This is a genomic window from Kitasatospora sp. NPDC058190, from assembly GCF_042883685.1.
Taxonomy (GTDB): Bacteria; Actinomycetota; Actinomycetes; order Streptomycetales; family Streptomycetaceae; genus Kitasatospora.
In genome coordinates this window covers 1-16,107 of record NZ_JBHVVI010000167.1, presented here as the reverse complement: position 1 = coordinate 16,107, position 16,107 = coordinate 1, and the positions used below count along the sequence as shown (strand labels likewise).

Annotated in this window: 15 protein-coding genes; 10 read left to right on the top strand and 5 right to left on the bottom strand. The window is 70.3% G+C overall.

The window, feature by feature from the left end:
* Nucleotides 1-153 precede the first annotated feature (153 nt).
* The 4 genes from ACFVWU_RS41180 (at nt 154) to ACFVWU_RS41165 (ending at nt 4,981) form a co-directional block, all read left to right on the top strand.
* On the top strand, nt 154-1,392 hold the full coding sequence (locus ACFVWU_RS41180; RefSeq protein WP_387630972.1) for an Ig-like domain-containing protein: 1,239 nt from the start codon (nt 154-156) through the stop codon (nt 1,390-1,392).
* Nucleotides 1,393-1,595: 203 nt separating this feature from the next.
* Nucleotides 1,596-2,855: an Ig-like domain-containing protein gene (locus ACFVWU_RS41175; RefSeq protein ID WP_387630970.1), complete on the top strand. Its 1,260-nt coding sequence runs from the start codon at nt 1,596-1,598 to the stop codon at nt 2,853-2,855.
* Nucleotides 2,856-3,055: 200 nt separating this feature from the next.
* Complete coding sequence (locus ACFVWU_RS41170; protein ID WP_387630968.1) at nt 3,056-4,285, top strand: Ig-like domain-containing protein; 1,230 nt, start codon at nt 3,056-3,058, stop codon at nt 4,283-4,285.
* Between the two features lie 201 nt (nt 4,286-4,486).
* Entirely contained in the window at nt 4,487-4,981 is a 495-nt protein-coding gene (locus tag ACFVWU_RS41165) for an ATP-binding protein (protein WP_387630966.1), read from the top strand.
* A 289-nt stretch (nt 4,982-5,270) separates the two neighbouring features.
* Here the strand turns inward: ACFVWU_RS41165 and ACFVWU_RS41160 are convergent, their stop codons facing one another.
* From ACFVWU_RS41160 to ACFVWU_RS41140, 5 genes are all read right to left on the bottom strand, one after another.
* On the bottom strand, nt 5,271-5,714 hold the full coding sequence (locus tag ACFVWU_RS41160; RefSeq protein ID WP_387630963.1) for a hypothetical protein: 444 nt from the start codon (nt 5,712-5,714) through the stop codon (nt 5,271-5,273).
* Nucleotides 5,714-6,124: a helix-turn-helix domain-containing protein gene (locus tag ACFVWU_RS41155; RefSeq protein ID WP_387630961.1), complete on the bottom strand. Its 411-nt coding sequence runs from the start codon at nt 6,122-6,124 to the stop codon at nt 5,714-5,716. The genes ACFVWU_RS41160 and ACFVWU_RS41155 overlap by 1 nt, the downstream gene beginning before the upstream one ends.
* A 118-nt stretch (nt 6,125-6,242) precedes the next feature.
* Nucleotides 6,243-7,109, bottom strand: coding sequence for a hypothetical protein (locus ACFVWU_RS41150; protein ID WP_387630958.1), 867 nt, complete (start codon nt 7,107-7,109; stop codon nt 6,243-6,245).
* Between the two features lie 210 nt (nt 7,110-7,319).
* Nucleotides 7,320-7,520 carry a DUF397 domain-containing protein gene (locus ACFVWU_RS41145; protein ID WP_387630956.1) on the bottom strand — a complete coding sequence of 67 codons (201 nt, stop codon included), beginning with the start codon at nt 7,518-7,520 and terminating at the stop codon, nt 7,320-7,322.
* Nucleotides 7,517-8,329, bottom strand: a complete 813-nt coding sequence (locus tag ACFVWU_RS41140) for a helix-turn-helix domain-containing protein (protein WP_387630953.1) — start codon at nt 8,327-8,329, stop codon at nt 7,517-7,519. Before ACFVWU_RS41140 ends, ACFVWU_RS41145 begins: the two co-directional genes overlap by 4 nt.
* A 162-nt stretch (nt 8,330-8,491) precedes the next feature.
* Between ACFVWU_RS41140 and ACFVWU_RS41135 the strand changes: the two genes are divergently transcribed.
* The 6 genes from ACFVWU_RS41135 to ACFVWU_RS41110 all read left to right on the top strand — a co-directional run bounded on the left by ACFVWU_RS41135 (nt 8,492) and on the right by ACFVWU_RS41110 (nt 15,930).
* The gene (locus ACFVWU_RS41135) at nt 8,492-9,004 is read left to right on the top strand and encodes an ATP-binding protein (RefSeq protein ID WP_387630950.1); all 513 of its coding nucleotides are present in this window, start codon (nt 8,492-8,494) and stop codon (nt 9,002-9,004) included.
* A gap of 246 nt (nt 9,005-9,250) precedes the next feature.
* Nucleotides 9,251-10,189: a DMT family transporter gene (locus ACFVWU_RS41130; RefSeq protein ID WP_387630948.1), complete on the top strand. Its 939-nt coding sequence runs from the start codon at nt 9,251-9,253 to the stop codon at nt 10,187-10,189.
* 180 nt (nt 10,190-10,369) lie between these two features.
* Nucleotides 10,370-11,569, top strand: coding sequence for an epoxide hydrolase family protein (locus ACFVWU_RS41125; RefSeq protein ID WP_387630945.1), 1,200 nt, complete (start codon nt 10,370-10,372; stop codon nt 11,567-11,569).
* Nucleotides 11,570-12,518: 949 nt separating this feature from the next.
* Nucleotides 12,519-13,121, top strand: a complete 603-nt coding sequence (locus tag ACFVWU_RS41120; RefSeq protein WP_387630943.1) for a condensation domain-containing protein — start codon at nt 12,519-12,521, stop codon at nt 13,119-13,121.
* Nucleotides 13,118-14,443: a cation:proton antiporter gene (locus ACFVWU_RS41115; RefSeq protein ID WP_387630941.1), complete on the top strand. Its 1,326-nt coding sequence runs from the start codon at nt 13,118-13,120 to the stop codon at nt 14,441-14,443. Before ACFVWU_RS41120 ends, ACFVWU_RS41115 begins: the two co-directional genes overlap by 4 nt.
* Nucleotides 14,440-15,930 carry a tryptophan 7-halogenase gene (locus ACFVWU_RS41110; RefSeq protein WP_387630938.1) on the top strand — a complete coding sequence of 497 codons (1,491 nt, stop codon included), beginning with the start codon at nt 14,440-14,442 and terminating at the stop codon, nt 15,928-15,930. The genes ACFVWU_RS41115 and ACFVWU_RS41110 overlap by 4 nt, the downstream gene beginning before the upstream one ends.
* The last annotated feature ends 177 nt before the right edge of the window (nt 15,931-16,107 follow it).

Here is a 16,107-nt window from a genome sequence, read left to right as displayed (position 1 = left end):
GGGGGGGGGGGGGGGGGGGGGGGGGGGGGGGGGGGGGGGGGGGGCCGGGGGGGCCCCCCCCCCCCCCCCCCACGGGGTGGGTGACTGGCGTGTCCCTGCTGGGACGGCCCTCGTTGTTCCCGGCGTCGGAACCGAGTAGTGGGAGGCCCCGGGATGCGGCGCCGAGTTGGGGTGTGGGCGCGGTGGGTGGGGGTGGCGGGCTGGTGCCTGGTGCTGCTCACGGGGTGTGGTGGCGGCGGCTCGGCGGGCGCGCCTGCCGAGGATGCGGCCGGAGCGGCCGGCGCCTCGTACACCCCGCCCCCGCCGCCGTCCCGGGCGGTGCTCACCGCGCTGCCCGCGGACGGCGCCCAGGACGTTCTTCCGGAGGGCCCGGTGCGGGTGAACGCCGCCCAGGGGCGGCTGGTGTCGGTCCGGCTGGCCGACGGCAAGGGCGTCGAGCTGCCCGGCACGATCAGCCCGGACGGTGCCGCCTGGGCACCGGACGGCCCGCTGCCACTCGGCACCGCCCTCACCCTGGACGCGGTCGCCGAGGACGACCAGGGCCAGCGGGCGGCCCAGCACTCGGCGTTCTCGACCGTCGCCCGGGCGCACACCTTCGTCGCTTTCTTCACCCCGGAGGACGGGTCCACGGTCGGCGTCGGGATGCCGGTCTCGCTGCGCTTCAGCCGTCCGATCGCCGACCGGGCCGCGGTGGAGAAGGCCGTCCAGGTCACCGCCGACCCGCCGGTGCCGGTGGCCGCGCACTGGTTCGGCAACCAGCGGCTGGACGTCCGCCCGCGGCAGTACTGGGCGGCCGGCACCAAGGTCACCGTGGCGTTGCGGCTCAAGGACGTGCAGGGCGCGCCGGGCGTGTTCGGCTCCCAGACCCGGGACCTGCACTTCACCGTCGGCCGGGCGCAGGTCTCCACCGTCGACCTGGACGCGCACACCCTGACCGTCCGGGCCGGGCAGGGCGGCAAGGTGGTCCGGGTGCTCAAGGTCTCCGGGGGCAGCCCCGACCACCCCACCTACCGGGGCGTGATGGTGGTGTCGGAGAAGTACAAGGTGACCCGGATGAACTCGCAGACCGTCGGGATGGGCAACGAGTACGACATCAAGGACGTCCCGCACGCGATGCGGCTGACCGCCTCCGGTACCTTCCTGCACGGCAACTACTGGGCCGACCCGGGGGTGTTCGGCACCGCCAACACCAGCCACGGCTGCATCGGCCTGGCCGACGCCAAGGGCGGCACGAGCAAGGACACCCCGGCGGGCTGGCTGTTCGAGCACACCGTCCCGGGGGACGTGGTGGAGGTGAAGGCCTCGGCCGGGGACGTCGTGCCGCCGTCGAACGGGCTGGGCGACTGGAACGTGCCGTGGGACCAGTGGGTGGCCGGGAGCGCCCTGCACTGACCCGTCACGCCCTTCACCTCCGGTTCACCCACCTCCCCCGAGGATTCACTCAGACGGCCCAGTTATCCTGCTCCGGCGCGTCGGCGCCGGGTCCCGGCGTCCGGAGGCGAGCGAGCGAACAACAGCGCGAAAGATCGGCACCCGGTGCAACTCATGGGGGCTCTCGACGCGTCAAGAGAGTGGACACCGGGAGGGGAGATTCCGTGAAGACGGGTAAGGCGGCCAGCGCCGCGATACGCACCAGCAACCGCTACGGGCGCAGGGCTGCGATGGCGTTGGTCATGGGTGGGGTGCTGCTGCTCACGGCGGCGTGCAACGACGACAAGGGCGGCAGTTCAGGGGACGCCGCCGCGACTGCGTCCGCGGACGCGAACGGGACGGCCGCCCCGGGGGGCAACGCGGCCACGCCGAAGGCCTCGGCGGCCGTGCTCGCGGTCGAGCCGAAGGACGGCGCCCAGGACGTCGCGCCGAACGCGCTGCAGGTGTCGGTCTCGAACGGCAAGCTCACCACGGTCGATGTGACCGACAAGAACGGCAAGCCGGTCGAGGGCGCGATCACCGCGGACGGCACCGGCTGGAAGCCCTCGGCGGCGCTCGCCGTCGGGATGGCGTACAAGGTGAACGCGCAGGCCAAGGACGACGCCGGGCAGGTGTCCGCGTCGACCACGTCGTTCACCACGCTGACGCCGGACAAGAAGGTCTCCACCAACGACAACATCAGCGACGGCGCCACCTACGGCGTCGGCATGATCGTCTCGGTGAACTTCAGCAAGAGCGTCAAGAACAAGGACGCCGTCCTCAAGGGCATCTCCTTCGAGGCCAGCGACGGCACCACGGTCAAGGGCCACTGGTTCGGCGACAACCGGCTGGACTTCCGCCCGGAGAACTACTGGAAGCCGGGCACCAAGGTGACGGTGCACTACCGGCTGAAGAGCGTCGAGGTCGCGCCGGGCGTCTACGGCGACGTGGACAAGGACGAGCCGTTCACCATCGGCCGCTCGATGATCTCCACCGCGGACGCCAAGTCGCACCAGATGACGATCGAGCGGGACGGCAAGAGCACCACCGTGCCGGTCACCCTGGGCGCGGACGCGACGCCGTCCTGGGGCGGGACGATGGTGATCATGGAGAAGGACAAGGTCACCCACATGGACTCGCACACCGTCGGCCTCGGCGGCGAGTACGACATCAAGGACGTCCCGCACGCGATGCGGCTGACCTCCTCCGGCACCTTCGTGCACGGCAACTACTGGGCCGACCCCGCCCCCTTCGGCAAGGTCAACAAGAGTCACGGCTGCATCTCGATGGCGGACGAGAAGGGTGGCAGTGACAGCTCGGTCGCGGGCAAGTTCTTCAACGACTCGATGGTCGGCGACGTCGTGAAGATCGCGAACACCAAGGAGAAGACCGTCTCGCCGTCCAACGGGCTGGGCGGCTGGAACGTCGACTGGGCCAGCTGGTAGGTCGGCGGGTTTGTCGCCGAGCGGCTCGATCCTCACCCGTTGGGGTTCGGGCCGCTCGGTTTTTGGGGCAAGAAGCCCCTCGAATGGCGCAACCTTTCCGGTGACCGGGCGCGTATACGGGTCGGGTCCGCCGGTGCGTCGGGTCCGCCGGTCCGTCGGGTGCGTCGGGTCCACGGGGAGTTCTGAGGGAGGGAGTCGACGTGAGGTCGATACGCAGGGTGGTGGCCGCCGGTCTGGTCGGCGGGGCGATGGCGTTGACCGCGGCCTGTGGCGGCGGCGGTGGCGGGGGCGGCAGTGCCGCGAAGGCCGACCTGGGGGCCGGCGCGGCCGCCTCCAAGCCCGCCGCAGCGCCCGCCGCGGCGTCCGCCAGTTCGGCGCCGAAGGTGTCGGCGGCCACGGTGAGCATCGAGCCGAAGAGCGGCGCGGTGGACGTGGCGCCGGGCGCGCTCAAGATCGGGGCGACCGCCGGCAAGCTCACCACCGTCAAGGTGAGCGACCGGACCGGCAAGGAGGTCGCCGGCACCATCGCCGCGGACGGCTCCAGCTGGACCCCGTCCACCGGCCTCTCGGTGGGCACCGCCTACCAGGTCAGCGCGATGGCCGCGGACGCCGACGGCGTGGTCGCCACGGCGGACAGCAGCTTCACCACGCTGACCCCGGAGGCGCTGGCCAAGGCCTCCGACAACGTGGACGACAACGCCACGTACGGCGTCGGCATGATCGTCTCGGTGGACTTCAGCAAGGACGTCAAGAACAAGGACGCGGTCGCGAAGGGCATCTCCTTCGAGAGCGACAACGGCACGGTGGTCAAGGGCCACTGGTTCGACGACCGCCGGCTGGACTTCCGCCCGGAGCAGTACTGGAAGCCGGGCACCAAGGTGACGGTGCACTACCGGCTCAAGAGCGTGGAGATCGCCCCCGGGGTGTACGGCAGTGACCGGGACGAGCCCTTCACGATCGGGCGATCCCAGGTTTCGACGGTTGACGCCGCCGCGCACAAGATGACGGTGGTCCGGGACGGGCAGTCGAGCGACATCGACATCACCTCCGGCTCGTCCGAACACCCCACCTGGAACGGGACGATGGTGGTCATGTCCAAGGAGGGCACGGTGCGGATGCAGTCCAGCACCCTGCCCGGCATGACCGGCTCGCCCTACGACCTGCAGGTGCCGCACTCGATGCGGCTGACCACCAGCGGGACGTACGTACACGGCAATTACTGGAGCGACGCCTTCGGGGAGGACAACGTCAGCCACGGCTGCGTGGGCCTCAAGGACGTCAAGGGCGGCGCGGACGGCACCTCGATGGGCAAGTTCTACGACGGCTCGATGGTCGGGGACGTGGTGATCGTGAAGAACTCCACCAAGAAGGAGACGCTCGACCCGTCGAACGGGCTGAGTGGCTGGAACGTGCCGTGGAGCCAGTGGTAATCGCCAGGTAGGGGCCGTTTGCCGTCAACCCGGGCTTGACTGGTTCAGGCCCGGGTCGTCGCTTTCCTGCCCCCGGCATATGCCGCCCCGGGGGAGATCCTTTGCTCATTGTCCGTACGCGGGCGCTTGCGTTCCGCAATGATGGTCCGCATGGCGGGTTGGGGCGAAACAGATCAGTCATCGGTTCCCGGGGTCGGCGTGGTGGCCGAAGCGTCCTGGATCGACGTCCAGGGAGCGCTCTCGGCGCTGGAGCGGCTCAGTTCCCGGGAGCTGCGGGAGATGTATTCGGGCAGGCTGTGCGATCAGTCCGCGCCGAACGAGGTGCGGTTGCCGTCCCGGCCGGAGTCGGGCCCGGTGGCCCGCAAGCTGGTGTTGGACGTCCTGGAGTCCTGGGAGCTCCACCAGCACCTGGAGGCCGGGGAGTTGCTCACCAGTGAGCTGGTGTCCAACGCGGTGCGGCACGCCGCCGGACGCACCATCGGCCTCCACGTCAGCCGCAAGCCGGGATGGCTGCGGATCGAGGTCCGCGACTCCTCGCGGGCGCTTCCCTGCATGATCCTCGCCGAGGCCAAACCGGTGAACGAGCGCGGCCGCGGGCTGAAGATCGTCGACGACCTCGCGGACCGGTGGGGTGCGGACCTGCTGCCGCGGGGCAAGGGCGTCTGGTTCGAGCTGCGGATCCGCGAGCGGCACTGAGTCGCGCTTTCGGGTCCGGATACGCGCAGGGCCCCCGGTTCGCCGTGTTCCGGCGGATGGGGGCCCCTGCAAGTCATCGCGCCGGCCAAGGGGGTGCGTGCCGCGCGATGGGCGTCGGCAGTGCCAGGTCGGGCCCGCCGAAGTTCGATGCCTTGACTATCGCACGAATCTCAGCATATGGGCAAACCGGGCGTCTTGGATTGCAAGGTTTGTAACCTACTTCACCTTTAGATTTTGCATAGGTTAACGCCGCCACCTGTGAATATTCATGATCCCTGGCACGGTCGGCCTACTCGGCCGTCCGCCAGGGGTTCCGCAGCGAGAGCATCGGGGTGTCGACGCCGAGCCTCGTCGCGGTGCTGTGCAGCGACTCCCGCAGGTACGGGTAGAGAACGGTGATCCCGATCTGCTCGATGAACCGCTGTTGGAGGCCCGGTGCCAGTTCGAACGGCCCACCGGCGGAGAATGCGGCCACGGCATCGACGGCGAAGTCCGCCTGGGTGTTGCCCACCTCCAGGCGGCACCGCACCTCCAGCACGGTCCCGTCGTCCCCCTCGCGGAGCCATGTGAGGAGAGATGTCCGACCGTCCTCCTCCAGCCGCGCCTCCTGCTGATCGAAGAGGCGGCGGCCCGAGACCTCCAGGAACGTGACGTCCAGGAGCTCGGCGGCCTCGGCGATCTCGTCGAGAGATGCGAACCGCCGAACCTGCTTGCGCGTGGACGAGCCGGCCATCACGTGGCCACCGGCCTCTGGCTGTCCGGCTCCCAAGCTGCGAGCCGGGGCTTGGGCCCGCGCTCGCGGACGGCCACGTGGACCTCGACCTCGACGGGGGCCGGTTGCCAGGCGGGCACGACGGCCGAGCAGGTGTGATCGACCATGCTGTGGAGTTGGGCGCCGACCGCCCGCGCGTAGCGCTGCAAGGTGGAGTAGCGGGCGTCGCCCCCGACGCGTTCGAACTCGGAGATCGTCGACTGGGACGTTCCCATGCGCTGTGCGACTTCGCGCTGGGTGAGGCCGCGCTTCATGCGGGCCACGACCAGTGTCTCCACCAACTCGGCGTATGCCTGGGCGTCTTCCAGGCTCGCTGCGGTGTGGGGGTCGTTCGGGTCGATACCGAGTAGATCATGCAGTGTGGAAGCCACGCTCTCCCTCCTCCTCCCGTTGTTTCAACAGTATCGCCCAAAGCCGATACCGAGAGCTGGGTCTTCACTCATTGGGCTGTCTTCGGGTCGGCGCTCCGTCAACCGGGTCGGCGCTCCGTCAACGAGCTTGAAGGAGTTGGGTGTTGTCGCCCCGGAGCCCTTGGCGGATGCGGTCGGCATGGCGGCGGACGGCGATGGGGGAGAGCGCGCCGGGGCGTGGTGGCGGGGCTTTGGTGGCCCGACCGCTGCGGCAGGCGCGGCAGAGGCCGCCGAGGAGGGCGTGCGGGCGGCAGGGGGTGCGGCAGTCGGTGCACTCGATGATGCGGGTGGGCTGCTGCTGGGGGAGCGGGCGTTCCGGGGGCATCTTGTCGATCAGGCGGCGGCGGGTGAAGGCCGCCGGGCTGTGGACCGGCGTCGGCAGGCCTGCCGTGAGGGCCGCCGTGAAGAGGGCCGGGGTGGTGCCCCGGGCCAGCCACTCGGCGGCGAGCGGTTCGAGGGCCTCGCAGTCGGCGGCGGAGAGGGCCAGGCGGGTGTCCGCGACGCCCAGGCCGGCGAGGGCGGCGTAGGCGGGGGACACCGAGGAGGGTGGGGTGGCGCTTCGCTCCTCCGGGGGATCGGGTGCCGAATCCGTTGACGCCTCCGGCGCCCCTCCTGTGGCCAGGAAGTAGTTCCACCAGGCGTCGCTGTGGGGCGTGCGGGAGAAGTAGGTGCGGAACACCCACTGGGGTCGTTCGGCGTTCACGCGCTCGCGGACGCGACGCAGGTGACCTGCGGTGGAGAGGTTGTTGAGGGCCGTACGGACGGCCATCTGCCCGAAGAGGGGCTGGTAGACGGCGAGGGTCTTGACGTCCATCGCGGCGCCGTCGGGGAGGTTGTTGATCAGGCTGGCGAGGTACGCCTCGCGGACCGGGAGGTGCGCGAAGTCGTCGGCAGCCGGAGGGAGTTCCCCCGGGGCAGTCTGCTTGCCGTATCCGGGGGAGGCCATGGGGGTAGAGTCGCGGGTAGCCACTGGATCGAGTCTCTTTCGATCGTGATGGTCAGACCCCCGTTCGGTGTTCCCGCACCGGCCGGGGGTTGATTCGTTAGTGGGCACGCTACACGGCGCGACCAGCCGTGGCGAAGTCGTGACGATTAGTCATATCTGCTGCGTGCAGGGCTGGTTGGAAGGTGGTTACCCACCCGTTCCACTAAGGGGTCACTCGGGCTTGGCGGCTTGAGCTTCGGTCGCGAAGGCGACGAAGGCGGACCAGGCGTTGGGGGAGAAGGTGAGGGTCGGGCCGGCCTTGTCCTTGGAGTCCCGGACGTGGATGGCGGCGGGGGAGGGGGCCACCTCGACGCACTCGCCTCCATCGCTAGTGCTATAGCTGGACTTGAACCACTGGAGACTGGTGCTCATAGCTCCTCCGCCATCTCTCTGATGAGCGCTTTCGACTCCTCAATGCTGAGGGCCTGCGTGCGGATCATGCCATGGCGCTGCGACAGTGTGTTCACCTGCGCCAGGTCGGCGTAGAGGATGCCTGTCTTCTGGCCCTCCACGTAGGCAAGCTGCTCGTGTTCCGGAGTCTCCAGGAGGATCATCGGCCCGTCTAGAGCCGCGTAGGCCGCGCGGTTGAGCGGGAGCACCTGGATCGAGACGTTGCGCAGTCGACCAACCTCTAGCAGGTGTTCGAGCTGGCGCTTCATGACGCCTTTGTTGCCCACGACTGCGCGGAATGCGGCTTCGTTGATCACGAAGCCGAACAGCGTGGTCGGCGAGTTCCGCAGTCGCTCCTGCCTCTGCATTCGACCGGACACGCGCGACGCGACGGTCTCGTCGTCCAGCGGTGGGTAGGTGTTGCCGATCAGCTCGCGCGCGTACTCCTCGGTTTGCAGCAAGCCGGGGATGAGTAGAGCTGTGTACACCTGAATCGCGATCGCTTCGCGCTCGGCATGCGTGTAGCTCTGCGAGTAGGGCGAGAACTTCTCGGGCTTCAGGTAGTCGACCGCCCCCAGCAGCATCCCCCGCGCATTGCACAACTCATCAGCCACCGTGAGCAACTTGAGCGACGGCTTCCGCCTCCCCGCCTCCATCGACCGCACGCTCTCGTAGTCGTAGCAGGACGCCTTGCACAACTCCTCGCGCGTGACCCCGGCCTGCTCCCGCCACCGTTTGATCTGATCGCCGCAGTACTTCCAGGCCATCGGGTTCTGCTTCGGCGTGGTCATCCCGGCCCCCTCATCGTCCCTGGTCATCCAGCGGTCGACTCTCACGCTGTACCGACGGTGTGACTACTGAGGGTATGCCTGGCTCCCGACTCTTGAGGGGTGAAATGGCCGAACTCAGTCCTTGTGAGTGAAGCCCGAAAGTCAACACCCCCAAGGACTCTGATGATCACTCAGCCCGTCGACGCCGTCGAGTGGATGCTCCCCCGCCACCCCCGCAGTGCGAGCCGCGCCCGCATCCGGCTCCTCCGGCAGGCCTTCGACTGGCAGATCGACGTCGAGTCCACCGAGACCGCCCTGATCCTCCTGAGCGAACTCGTCACCAACGCCTGTCACCACGCCCGTGCCCCGCGCGACCGCCTGATCGGCATCCGCGTCCTGCTTCCCACCCTCTCCCTCCTCCGCGTCGAGGTCTCCGACGCCTGCCCCGACCTCCCTGTCCCCCGCCACGCGGCCCCCGACGACGAGTCCGGCCGGGGCCTCGAACTCGTCGCCGCCCTCGCCACCTCCTGGGGCGCCCACCCGCGCGGCGAGGGCTACATCGGCAAGACCGTCTGGTTCACGCTCGCCCTCCCCTCGCCGGCCAACCCGCCCGCCCCGGACGAAGCCTTCGCGGAAGATGTGGCCTCCGCTCGCGCCCTGCTCGATGGCGAGGCGACGGAGTGGCCGGCCACCTGAAAGCGTCCTGGCCTGCGGAGGAAGTCGGGCCCGTCGACTTCCTGCGCAGGCCAGATACCATCGGGCCTGTGAACTCGTACTGGCGCGTCGCGCTGCCACCGCTCAGCGCCTGATCGGGCGCGCGCTTCGGTGGCTTGATCCCTGAGACCCCCGGTTCAGCCTGGTGTGGCTGCCGTGGGGCTGTGGCGTGCGCCCGTTCTCGAAACCAGTTCCTCTGACGGTCTTCGACGACGGAAGTTCACGACTGTGCCGAATCGTTTGTCCGCGCCCGAGCGCGCTCGCTTCACCCCTGCTCCTCGCCGTACCCGCCGGATCGACGGGCCACTGCCCATCCTGGCCTCCGCGTTGCTGTGGGGCACCACCGGGACCGCCAGCTCGCTGGCGCCCACTGGCGCCCCGGCGACCGGGATCGGCTCCGCCGCGCTGGTGCTCGGCGGATTGCTGCTGTTCCTCACCGACCGCTCCGCCTGGTCGCTGCCCCGGCAGTGCGGCACGCGTGAGCGGTGGCTGCTGGCGGTGGGGGCCGTCGCGGTGACGGCGTACCCGCTCACCTTCTACCCGGCGGTGACCCGCACCGGGGTGGCGGTGGCCACCGTGATCGCCCTGGGAAGCGCCCCGGTGTTCACCGGGCTGCTCGGCTGGCTCGCCCGGCAGGGGCGCCCCGGCGGGCGCTGGGCCGGGGCCACGGCGCTGGCCGTGCTCGGTTGTGCCGTGCTGGTGCTCGGGCCCGAACTCGCCGGTGGCGGCGCGGCGGTGGACCCCGTCGGGGTGCTGCTGGCGGCGCTCTCGGGGCTCTCGTACGCGGTGTACTCGCTGATCGCCGGCCGACTGATCGCGGCCGGGCACCCGTCCGGCGGGGTGATGGGCGCGATGTTCGGCGGGGCGGCGGTGCTGGTGCTGCCGGTGCTGCTGGCCGGCCCGACCGGCTGGCTGCTCTCGGCGCGCGGGGCGGGGGTGGTGCTGCACCTCGGGGTGATCACCACCTTCCTCGCCTACCGGCTCTTCGGCCACGGCCTGCGCCACACCTCGGCCCAGACCGCCACCACGCTGACGCTCGCCGAACCGGCCGTCGCCGCCGTCCTCGGCGTCGCGGCGCTGGGGGAGCGGCTGCCCGCGCTCTCCTGGTGCGGCCTCGCCGTCCTCGCGGGCGGATTGGCGTTCCTCACTCTCCCGGGTCGCCGGTAGGTCAGTTGCTGCGCAGGAAGTCGGCCCGATCGACTTCCTGCGCAGCAACTGCCCGGCGGGTAAGGCGAGGTGATCGTGTGATTGTCGGGGGCCGCGTCGCTCGCGGCGCAGGGCTGGCGGTCGGTCGGACGGCGTCGTTCCGCGATCTTGACCGTGTTCGGGTGGCTACGATCAGCGGATATGACGACGCCGCCCGATGAAGGCATCCACCCGTTCCGCATCGCCGTTCCGGAGAGCGACCTGGAGGACCTGCGTCAGCGCCTCGACCGAACGCGCTGGCCGGACGAGCTGCCGGGGGTCGGCTGGGCCTACGGGATCCCGCGCGACTACCTGATGGAGCTGGCCGGCTACTGGCGGCACGAGTACGACTGGCGGGCCGCCGAGGCGCGGCTCAACCAGTGGCCGCAGTTCACCACGACGATCGACGGCGCCAACATCCACTTCCTGCACGTCCGTTCGCCGGAGCCGGACGCGGTGCCGCTGCTGCTGTCGCACGGCTGGCCCGGTTCGATCGTCGAGTTCGCCGAGCTCATCGGACCGCTCACCGACCCCCGGGCGCACGGGGCGGGCCCGTGGCCGGCCTTCCACCTGGTGATCCCGAGCCTGCCCGGTTTCGGCTTCTCCGGTCCGACCCGGGAGGCCGGCTGGGAGTACCGGCGGATGGCGGCGGCCTTCGCCGAGCTGATGCGACGACTGGGCTACGACTCGTACGGGGTGCAGGGCGGCGACTGGGGCTCCGCGATCTCGCGGGAGCTCGGCCGGGTGCACCCCGAGCGGGTGATCGGGGTGCACCTGAACCTGATCCCGGGGGGTGCGGTGGAGAGCGAGCCCACCGAGGAGGAGCTCGCCGGGCTCTCCGCGCCGGAGCGGGCGCGGACGCTGGCCTCCTGGGAGCGGATGCGCGAGTGGAACCGGGAGCGCAAGGGCTACGCGGACATCCAGGCCACCCGGCCGCAGACCCTCGCGTACGGCCTCACCGACTCGCCGGTCGGTCAACTGGCCTGGATCGCCGAGAAGTTCAAGGAGTGGACGGACTCCGCGGAGCGCCCCGAGGACGCCGTCGGCCGGGACCAGCTGCTCACCAACGTGATGCTCTACTGGCTCACCGGGACGGCCGGGTCCTCGGCCCGGCTCTACTACGAGCGCACCCACGCCGACTACTGGGGCCGGCCGGTCGAGCCGTCGACCGCCCCGACGGCCGTGGCGCTGTTCCCGGAGGAGAACTTCCTGGTCCTGCGGCACATCGCGGAGCGGACCAACAACATCGTGCGCTGGACGGAGCTGGACCGGGGCGGCCACTTCGCCGCGATGGAGGAGCCGGACCTGCTGGCCGCCGACATCAGGGCCTTCTTCGGGGAGCTGCGCCCGGCGGGCGCCTAGCCGCGGCAGTGCGCCGCCTCCAGCTCCTGCGGAGCCGACCTCGGCGCGGCGCCGCAGGGCGCCGGCGCGCCGGTGATGGCACGGCGTCAGGGCCTGACCATGGCGCAGGAAGTCGGCCCGGCCGACTTCCTGCGCAGTGGCGTTGGGACGGGTGCCACGTCGAGGAGACCTGCCGATCGGTGGGGGAAGTCGAAGGCGGGTGGGGCGGGTGACCACCCGTCGGCGTTCAGGGCCCGGGGCGGCCTCCTGGGGCATGTCCGCGACTGCCTGGACGGGCTCCGCGGGGGGCAGGGGGTGGTGGAGCCCGTCTGGAGGACGGGGTCCGAGTCCTGCCGCCGGAGTGCGCCGTCGGTGGTCCGGATCAGGCCGTCCATCCGTCGGCGCGTCCAGGTCAACCGTTGACAGTGCCTCGCTGCGGGGCATAGTCTCGGCGGTATTCGATCAAGATTCCGAAGCCCGGTCTCCGGATCTTTCATACGGGGGTATGACAATGAAGACGGTGCGGAGCGGACCTGTCTCCTTGCTCGGCTTTCTTCCGATGCATCAGTAGCCGCTCAGCTTTCTCGTCCCCGCCGTTCGCAACGAATTCCCGCGCCGCCCGCCAGGATCGAGGGGGCCGGTGACGGGGGATTCCTTGCCGGTGCCTCTCGAAGCATTTCCGCTGGCCCGACAGTGCGCGCTGTGAACTGAACTCCCGTTCGTGCGCGCCGGTACGGAGCGGTCGACCGCATGGGGCGCCCGGCGGCGTGGCGGTCGGGTGCGCGAAATTCAGAACAGCTTGACGCGGTGTTCCCCTGTGGGTGGGCGCCGAATTTGTAGCGGTGTGCACTGAATATTGCCGGCCGCGATTGTACCGAATTAAACGAGGCGTCGGGGGGCGGTCGTGGCATTGATTCCTGTCGGGATTCCCAGTTCGAACTCCGGGATGTGAATTCCGGAGATTATTTGTGTGCGCCCCACCTGTTTTCCTGGCCGGCCGCACCGACGGCCGCGAGCCGGCGATCGGATCCCCGGTCACCAGCCGCTCTGTAGTCGAACTGGATGGCCTCGTCGGGTACTTCGTCAACGCGCTGGTGCTGCGCCTGGACGTGTCCCCACAGCGGTCCTTCACCGACCTGCCGCCCAGGCCCGGGAGGTGGTGGCCGACGCGCAGGCGCACAAGGGCCTGCCGTTCGCCGACCTCGTCCGCACCCTGGTGTCCGAGCCCGAGCCGGCGCACGCGCCGCTGTTCCAGGCGATGTTCAACCTGGTACCGGCTCCGGCTCCGGCTGGTACGGGCGGCGCCGCGGAGCGGGGCGGCACTGGCGGCCTGGACATGACGATGCGTCAGAACAGCACCGGGACCGTCAGGTTCGACCTGAGCCTGGCGGTGCGCGAGACCGACTCCCACCTGGAGGGCTACTTGGAGTACAGCACGGACCTGTTCGCCCGGGGCACCGCCGAGTCGCTGGTCCGCGGCTACGTGGACCTGCTGGAGCTGATCGTGCGCCGGCCGGACGCGGACCTCGCCCGGCCGGCCCGGCGGTCCGAGGGCACGGAGGGTGCCGCATGAACGCGCTGACCGCCACCGTGCTCGGTGACGTGGCCATCGTCGTCCTGGTGTCCTGGCTGTTCGGCAGCCTCGCCCGGCGACTCGGGCAGCCCACCGTGGTCGGCCAGATCGTCGCCGGCGTCGCCCTGGGACCGACCCTGCTGGGCCGGCTCCCGGGCGACCTGTCCACCTTCCTGTTCCCCACCGGGGCCCGGCCGTTCCTGGCGATACTCGCCCAGGTCGCGATCGTGCTCTTCATGTTCGTGGCGGGCTACGAGATCGACTTCCGCACCCTCCGGGCGGGGCGCACCGCGGTGGACGTCGCGGTGGTGGGCCTGCTGGTCCCGATGGGGCTGGGCCTGGCGACCGTCCAGCTGGGCGGCGGACTGTTCTCCGCCGTGGACCCGGACCACGTCGGCCACCGCTCGTTCGCGCTGTTCATGGCGGTGGCCGTCTCGATCACCGCGCTGCCGGTGCTGGCGGCCATCGTGCGCGAGCGCGGGGTCGCCGGCACCCGGGCGGGCACGGTGGCACTCGCGGCGGCCGGGATCATGGACGTGGTGGCCTGGCTGGTGCTGGCCGCGGTGCTCAGCGACTCCGGTCAGCCGGCCCCGTTCTCCTGGATGGTCGCGCTGGCCCTGCTGGTCGCTTTCGCCGGGTTCCTCTTCGGCGTGGCCCGCCCGGCCCTGCGATGGTGGCTGGACCGGCCGGCCGGGCTGCTGAGCAACCCGGTGCCACCGGTACTGGTGCTCACCCTGGCCAGCGCCTGGGTCACCCAGTCGCTCGGGTTGCACGCCGTGTTCGGCGGGTTCCTCGCGGGCCTGGCCATGCCGCGGCGCGACGGCGGCCCGGACGCCGACATCCTGAAGCCGATGGAGCAGACGTCGGCCGCGCTGCTGCCGCTGTTCTTCGTCATCACCGGGCTCTCCGTGGACATCGGCTCGCTCGGCGCGAGCGACTTCGCCCTGCTGGGCGTGCTCGTGCTGATCGCGGTCGCCGGCAAGGCCCTGCCCACCTACGGGGTGACCCGGCTGCGCGGTCTGCGGCCCCGGCAGTCGGCCCTGGTCGCCGTCATGGTGAACACCCGCGGGCTCACCGAACTCATCGCCCTGGACGTCGGTCGATCGGCCGGGCTGATCGGCCAGAAGCTGTACGCCGTCCTCGTCCTCATGGCGCTCGTCACGACTTTCATGACCGGCCCGCTGCTCCAGTTCATCGGCAAGGGGAGGGAGGACGGGCCGCCGCAGGCCCGCCCGGAGCAGCTCGAACACTCACACAGCAGTACCGCACATACGGCACAGGCCGCCACCGGCGGCGAAGAAACGGGAGACGGATTAGCGTGAGCAACACCGAAGCATTTGACGTCGTGGTCGTCGGCGGCGGGCCCGGTGGTTCGACCCTGGCCGCGCTCGTGGCCAAGCAGGGGCACTCGGTGCTGCTCCTGGAGAAGGAGGTCTTCCCCCGCTACCAGATCGGCGAGTCGCTGCTGCCGTCCACCATCCACGGCATCTGCAAGATGTCCGGCGCGGCGGACGAGCTGGCCAAGGCGGGCTTCCCGCTCAAGCGCGGCGGCACCTTCCGCTGGGGTGCCAACCCGGAGCCGTGGACCTTCTCGTTCTCGATCTCCCCGAAGATGGCGGGCCCGACCTCCACCGCCTACCAGGTCGAGCGGTCCAAGTTCGACAAGATCCTGCTGGACAACGCCAAGAAGGTCGGCGCGGTGGTCCGCGAGGGCTCCGCGGTCACGGAGATCCTGGAGGACGACGACCGGGTCACCGGCGTGCGCTACACCGACGACCAGGGCGTGAGCCGGGAGGTCTCGGCCCGCTTCGTGGTGGACGCCTCCGGCAACCAGAGCCGGCTCAACCAGAAGATCGGCGGCCACCGGGAGTACTCGGACTTCTTCCGCAACCTGGCGCTGTTCGGATATTTCGAGGGCGGCAAGCGGCTCCCCGAACCGAACCGCTTCAACATCCTCTGCGTGGCGTTCGACAGCGGCTGGTTCTGGTACATCCCGCTGAGCGACACGCTCACCAGCGTCGGCGCCGTCGTCCGGCGCGAGCTGGCGGAGAAGGTCCAGGGCGACCCGGAGAAGGCGCTCCAGGCGCTGATCGACGAGTGCCCGATGATCGCGGACTACCTTTCCCCCGCCACCCGGGTCACCGAGGGTCAGTACGGCCAGATCCGCGTCCGCAAGGACTACTCGTACCACCACACCACGTTCTGGCGCCCGGGGATGATGCTCGTCGGCGATGCCGCCTGCTTCGTCGACCCGGTGTTCTCCTCCGGCGTGCACCTGGCCACCTACAGCGCGCTGCTGGCCGCCCGGTCCATCAACAGCACGCTGGCCGGGACGGTCGAGGAGGAGGTGGCGATGAACGAGTTCGAGGCGCGCTACCGCCGCGAGTACGGCGTGTTCTACGAGTTCCTGATGTCCTTCTACGACATGCACCAGGTGGAGGACTCCTACTTCTGGGAGGCCAAGAAGGTCACCCGGAACAGTGAGGCCGAGCTGGAGTCCTTCGTCGACCTGGTGGGCGGCGTCTCCTCCGGTGAGGCCGCGCTCAGCGACGCGGAGACGCTCGCGAAGCGCCTGCACACGCAGAACGAGGAGTTCGCCGCCGCGGTCGAGACCATCTCCGACCGCGACACCGACAACTGGTCCCCGCTGCTCGGCGCGTCCGTGGTGCGCGAGGCGATGACCGAGAGCTCCAAGGTGCAGATGCACGCGGCGCTGGGCGAGGACGCCGAGGAGGAGACCCCGATGTTCGAGGGCGGGCTGATCCCCTCGCCGGACGGCATGTCCTGGGTGCACAGCCCGGCGAGCTGATCCCCGCCGGGCGGGGGGGGGCCCCGGGGGGGCCGGGCCGCCCCCCCCCCCCCCTTCCTCTGACCCCACTGCTTTTTTTTTGGTGTTTTTTTGCCGGCGCCGGGGCCCCCCCCCCCCCCCCCCGGGGGTCGGAGGGGGAGTCGTGCAGCGACTAAGGACAAAGGACTACTGAGTAGC

What these genes read in the sequence shown, in the direction of transcription:
- ACFVWU_RS41135 (WP_387630950.1), top strand. Translation starts at nt 8,492, where the DNA reads ATGATCACTCAGCCCGTCGACGCCGTCGAGTGGATGCTCCCCCGCCAC.
- ACFVWU_RS41115 (WP_387630941.1), top strand. Translation starts at nt 13,118, where the DNA reads ATGAACGCGCTGACCGCCACCGTGCTCGGTGACGTGGCCATCGTCGTC.
- ACFVWU_RS41140 (WP_387630953.1), bottom strand. Translation starts at nt 8,329, where the DNA reads ATGACCACGCCGAAGCAGAACCCGATGGCCTGGAAGTACTGCGGCGAT.
- ACFVWU_RS41125 (WP_387630945.1), top strand. Translation starts at nt 10,370, where the DNA reads ATGACGACGCCGCCCGATGAAGGCATCCACCCGTTCCGCATCGCCGTT.
- ACFVWU_RS41180 (WP_387630972.1), top strand. Translation starts at nt 154, where the DNA reads ATGCGGCGCCGAGTTGGGGTGTGGGCGCGGTGGGTGGGGGTGGCGGGC.
- ACFVWU_RS41160 (WP_387630963.1), bottom strand. Translation starts at nt 5,714, where the DNA reads ATGGCCGGCTCGTCCACGCGCAAGCAGGTTCGGCGGTTCGCATCTCTC.
- ACFVWU_RS41150 (WP_387630958.1), bottom strand. Translation starts at nt 7,109, where the DNA reads ATGGCCTCCCCCGGATACGGCAAGCAGACTGCCCCGGGGGAACTCCCT.
- ACFVWU_RS41145 (WP_387630956.1), bottom strand. Translation starts at nt 7,520, where the DNA reads ATGAGCACCAGTCTCCAGTGGTTCAAGTCCAGCTATAGCACTAGCGAT.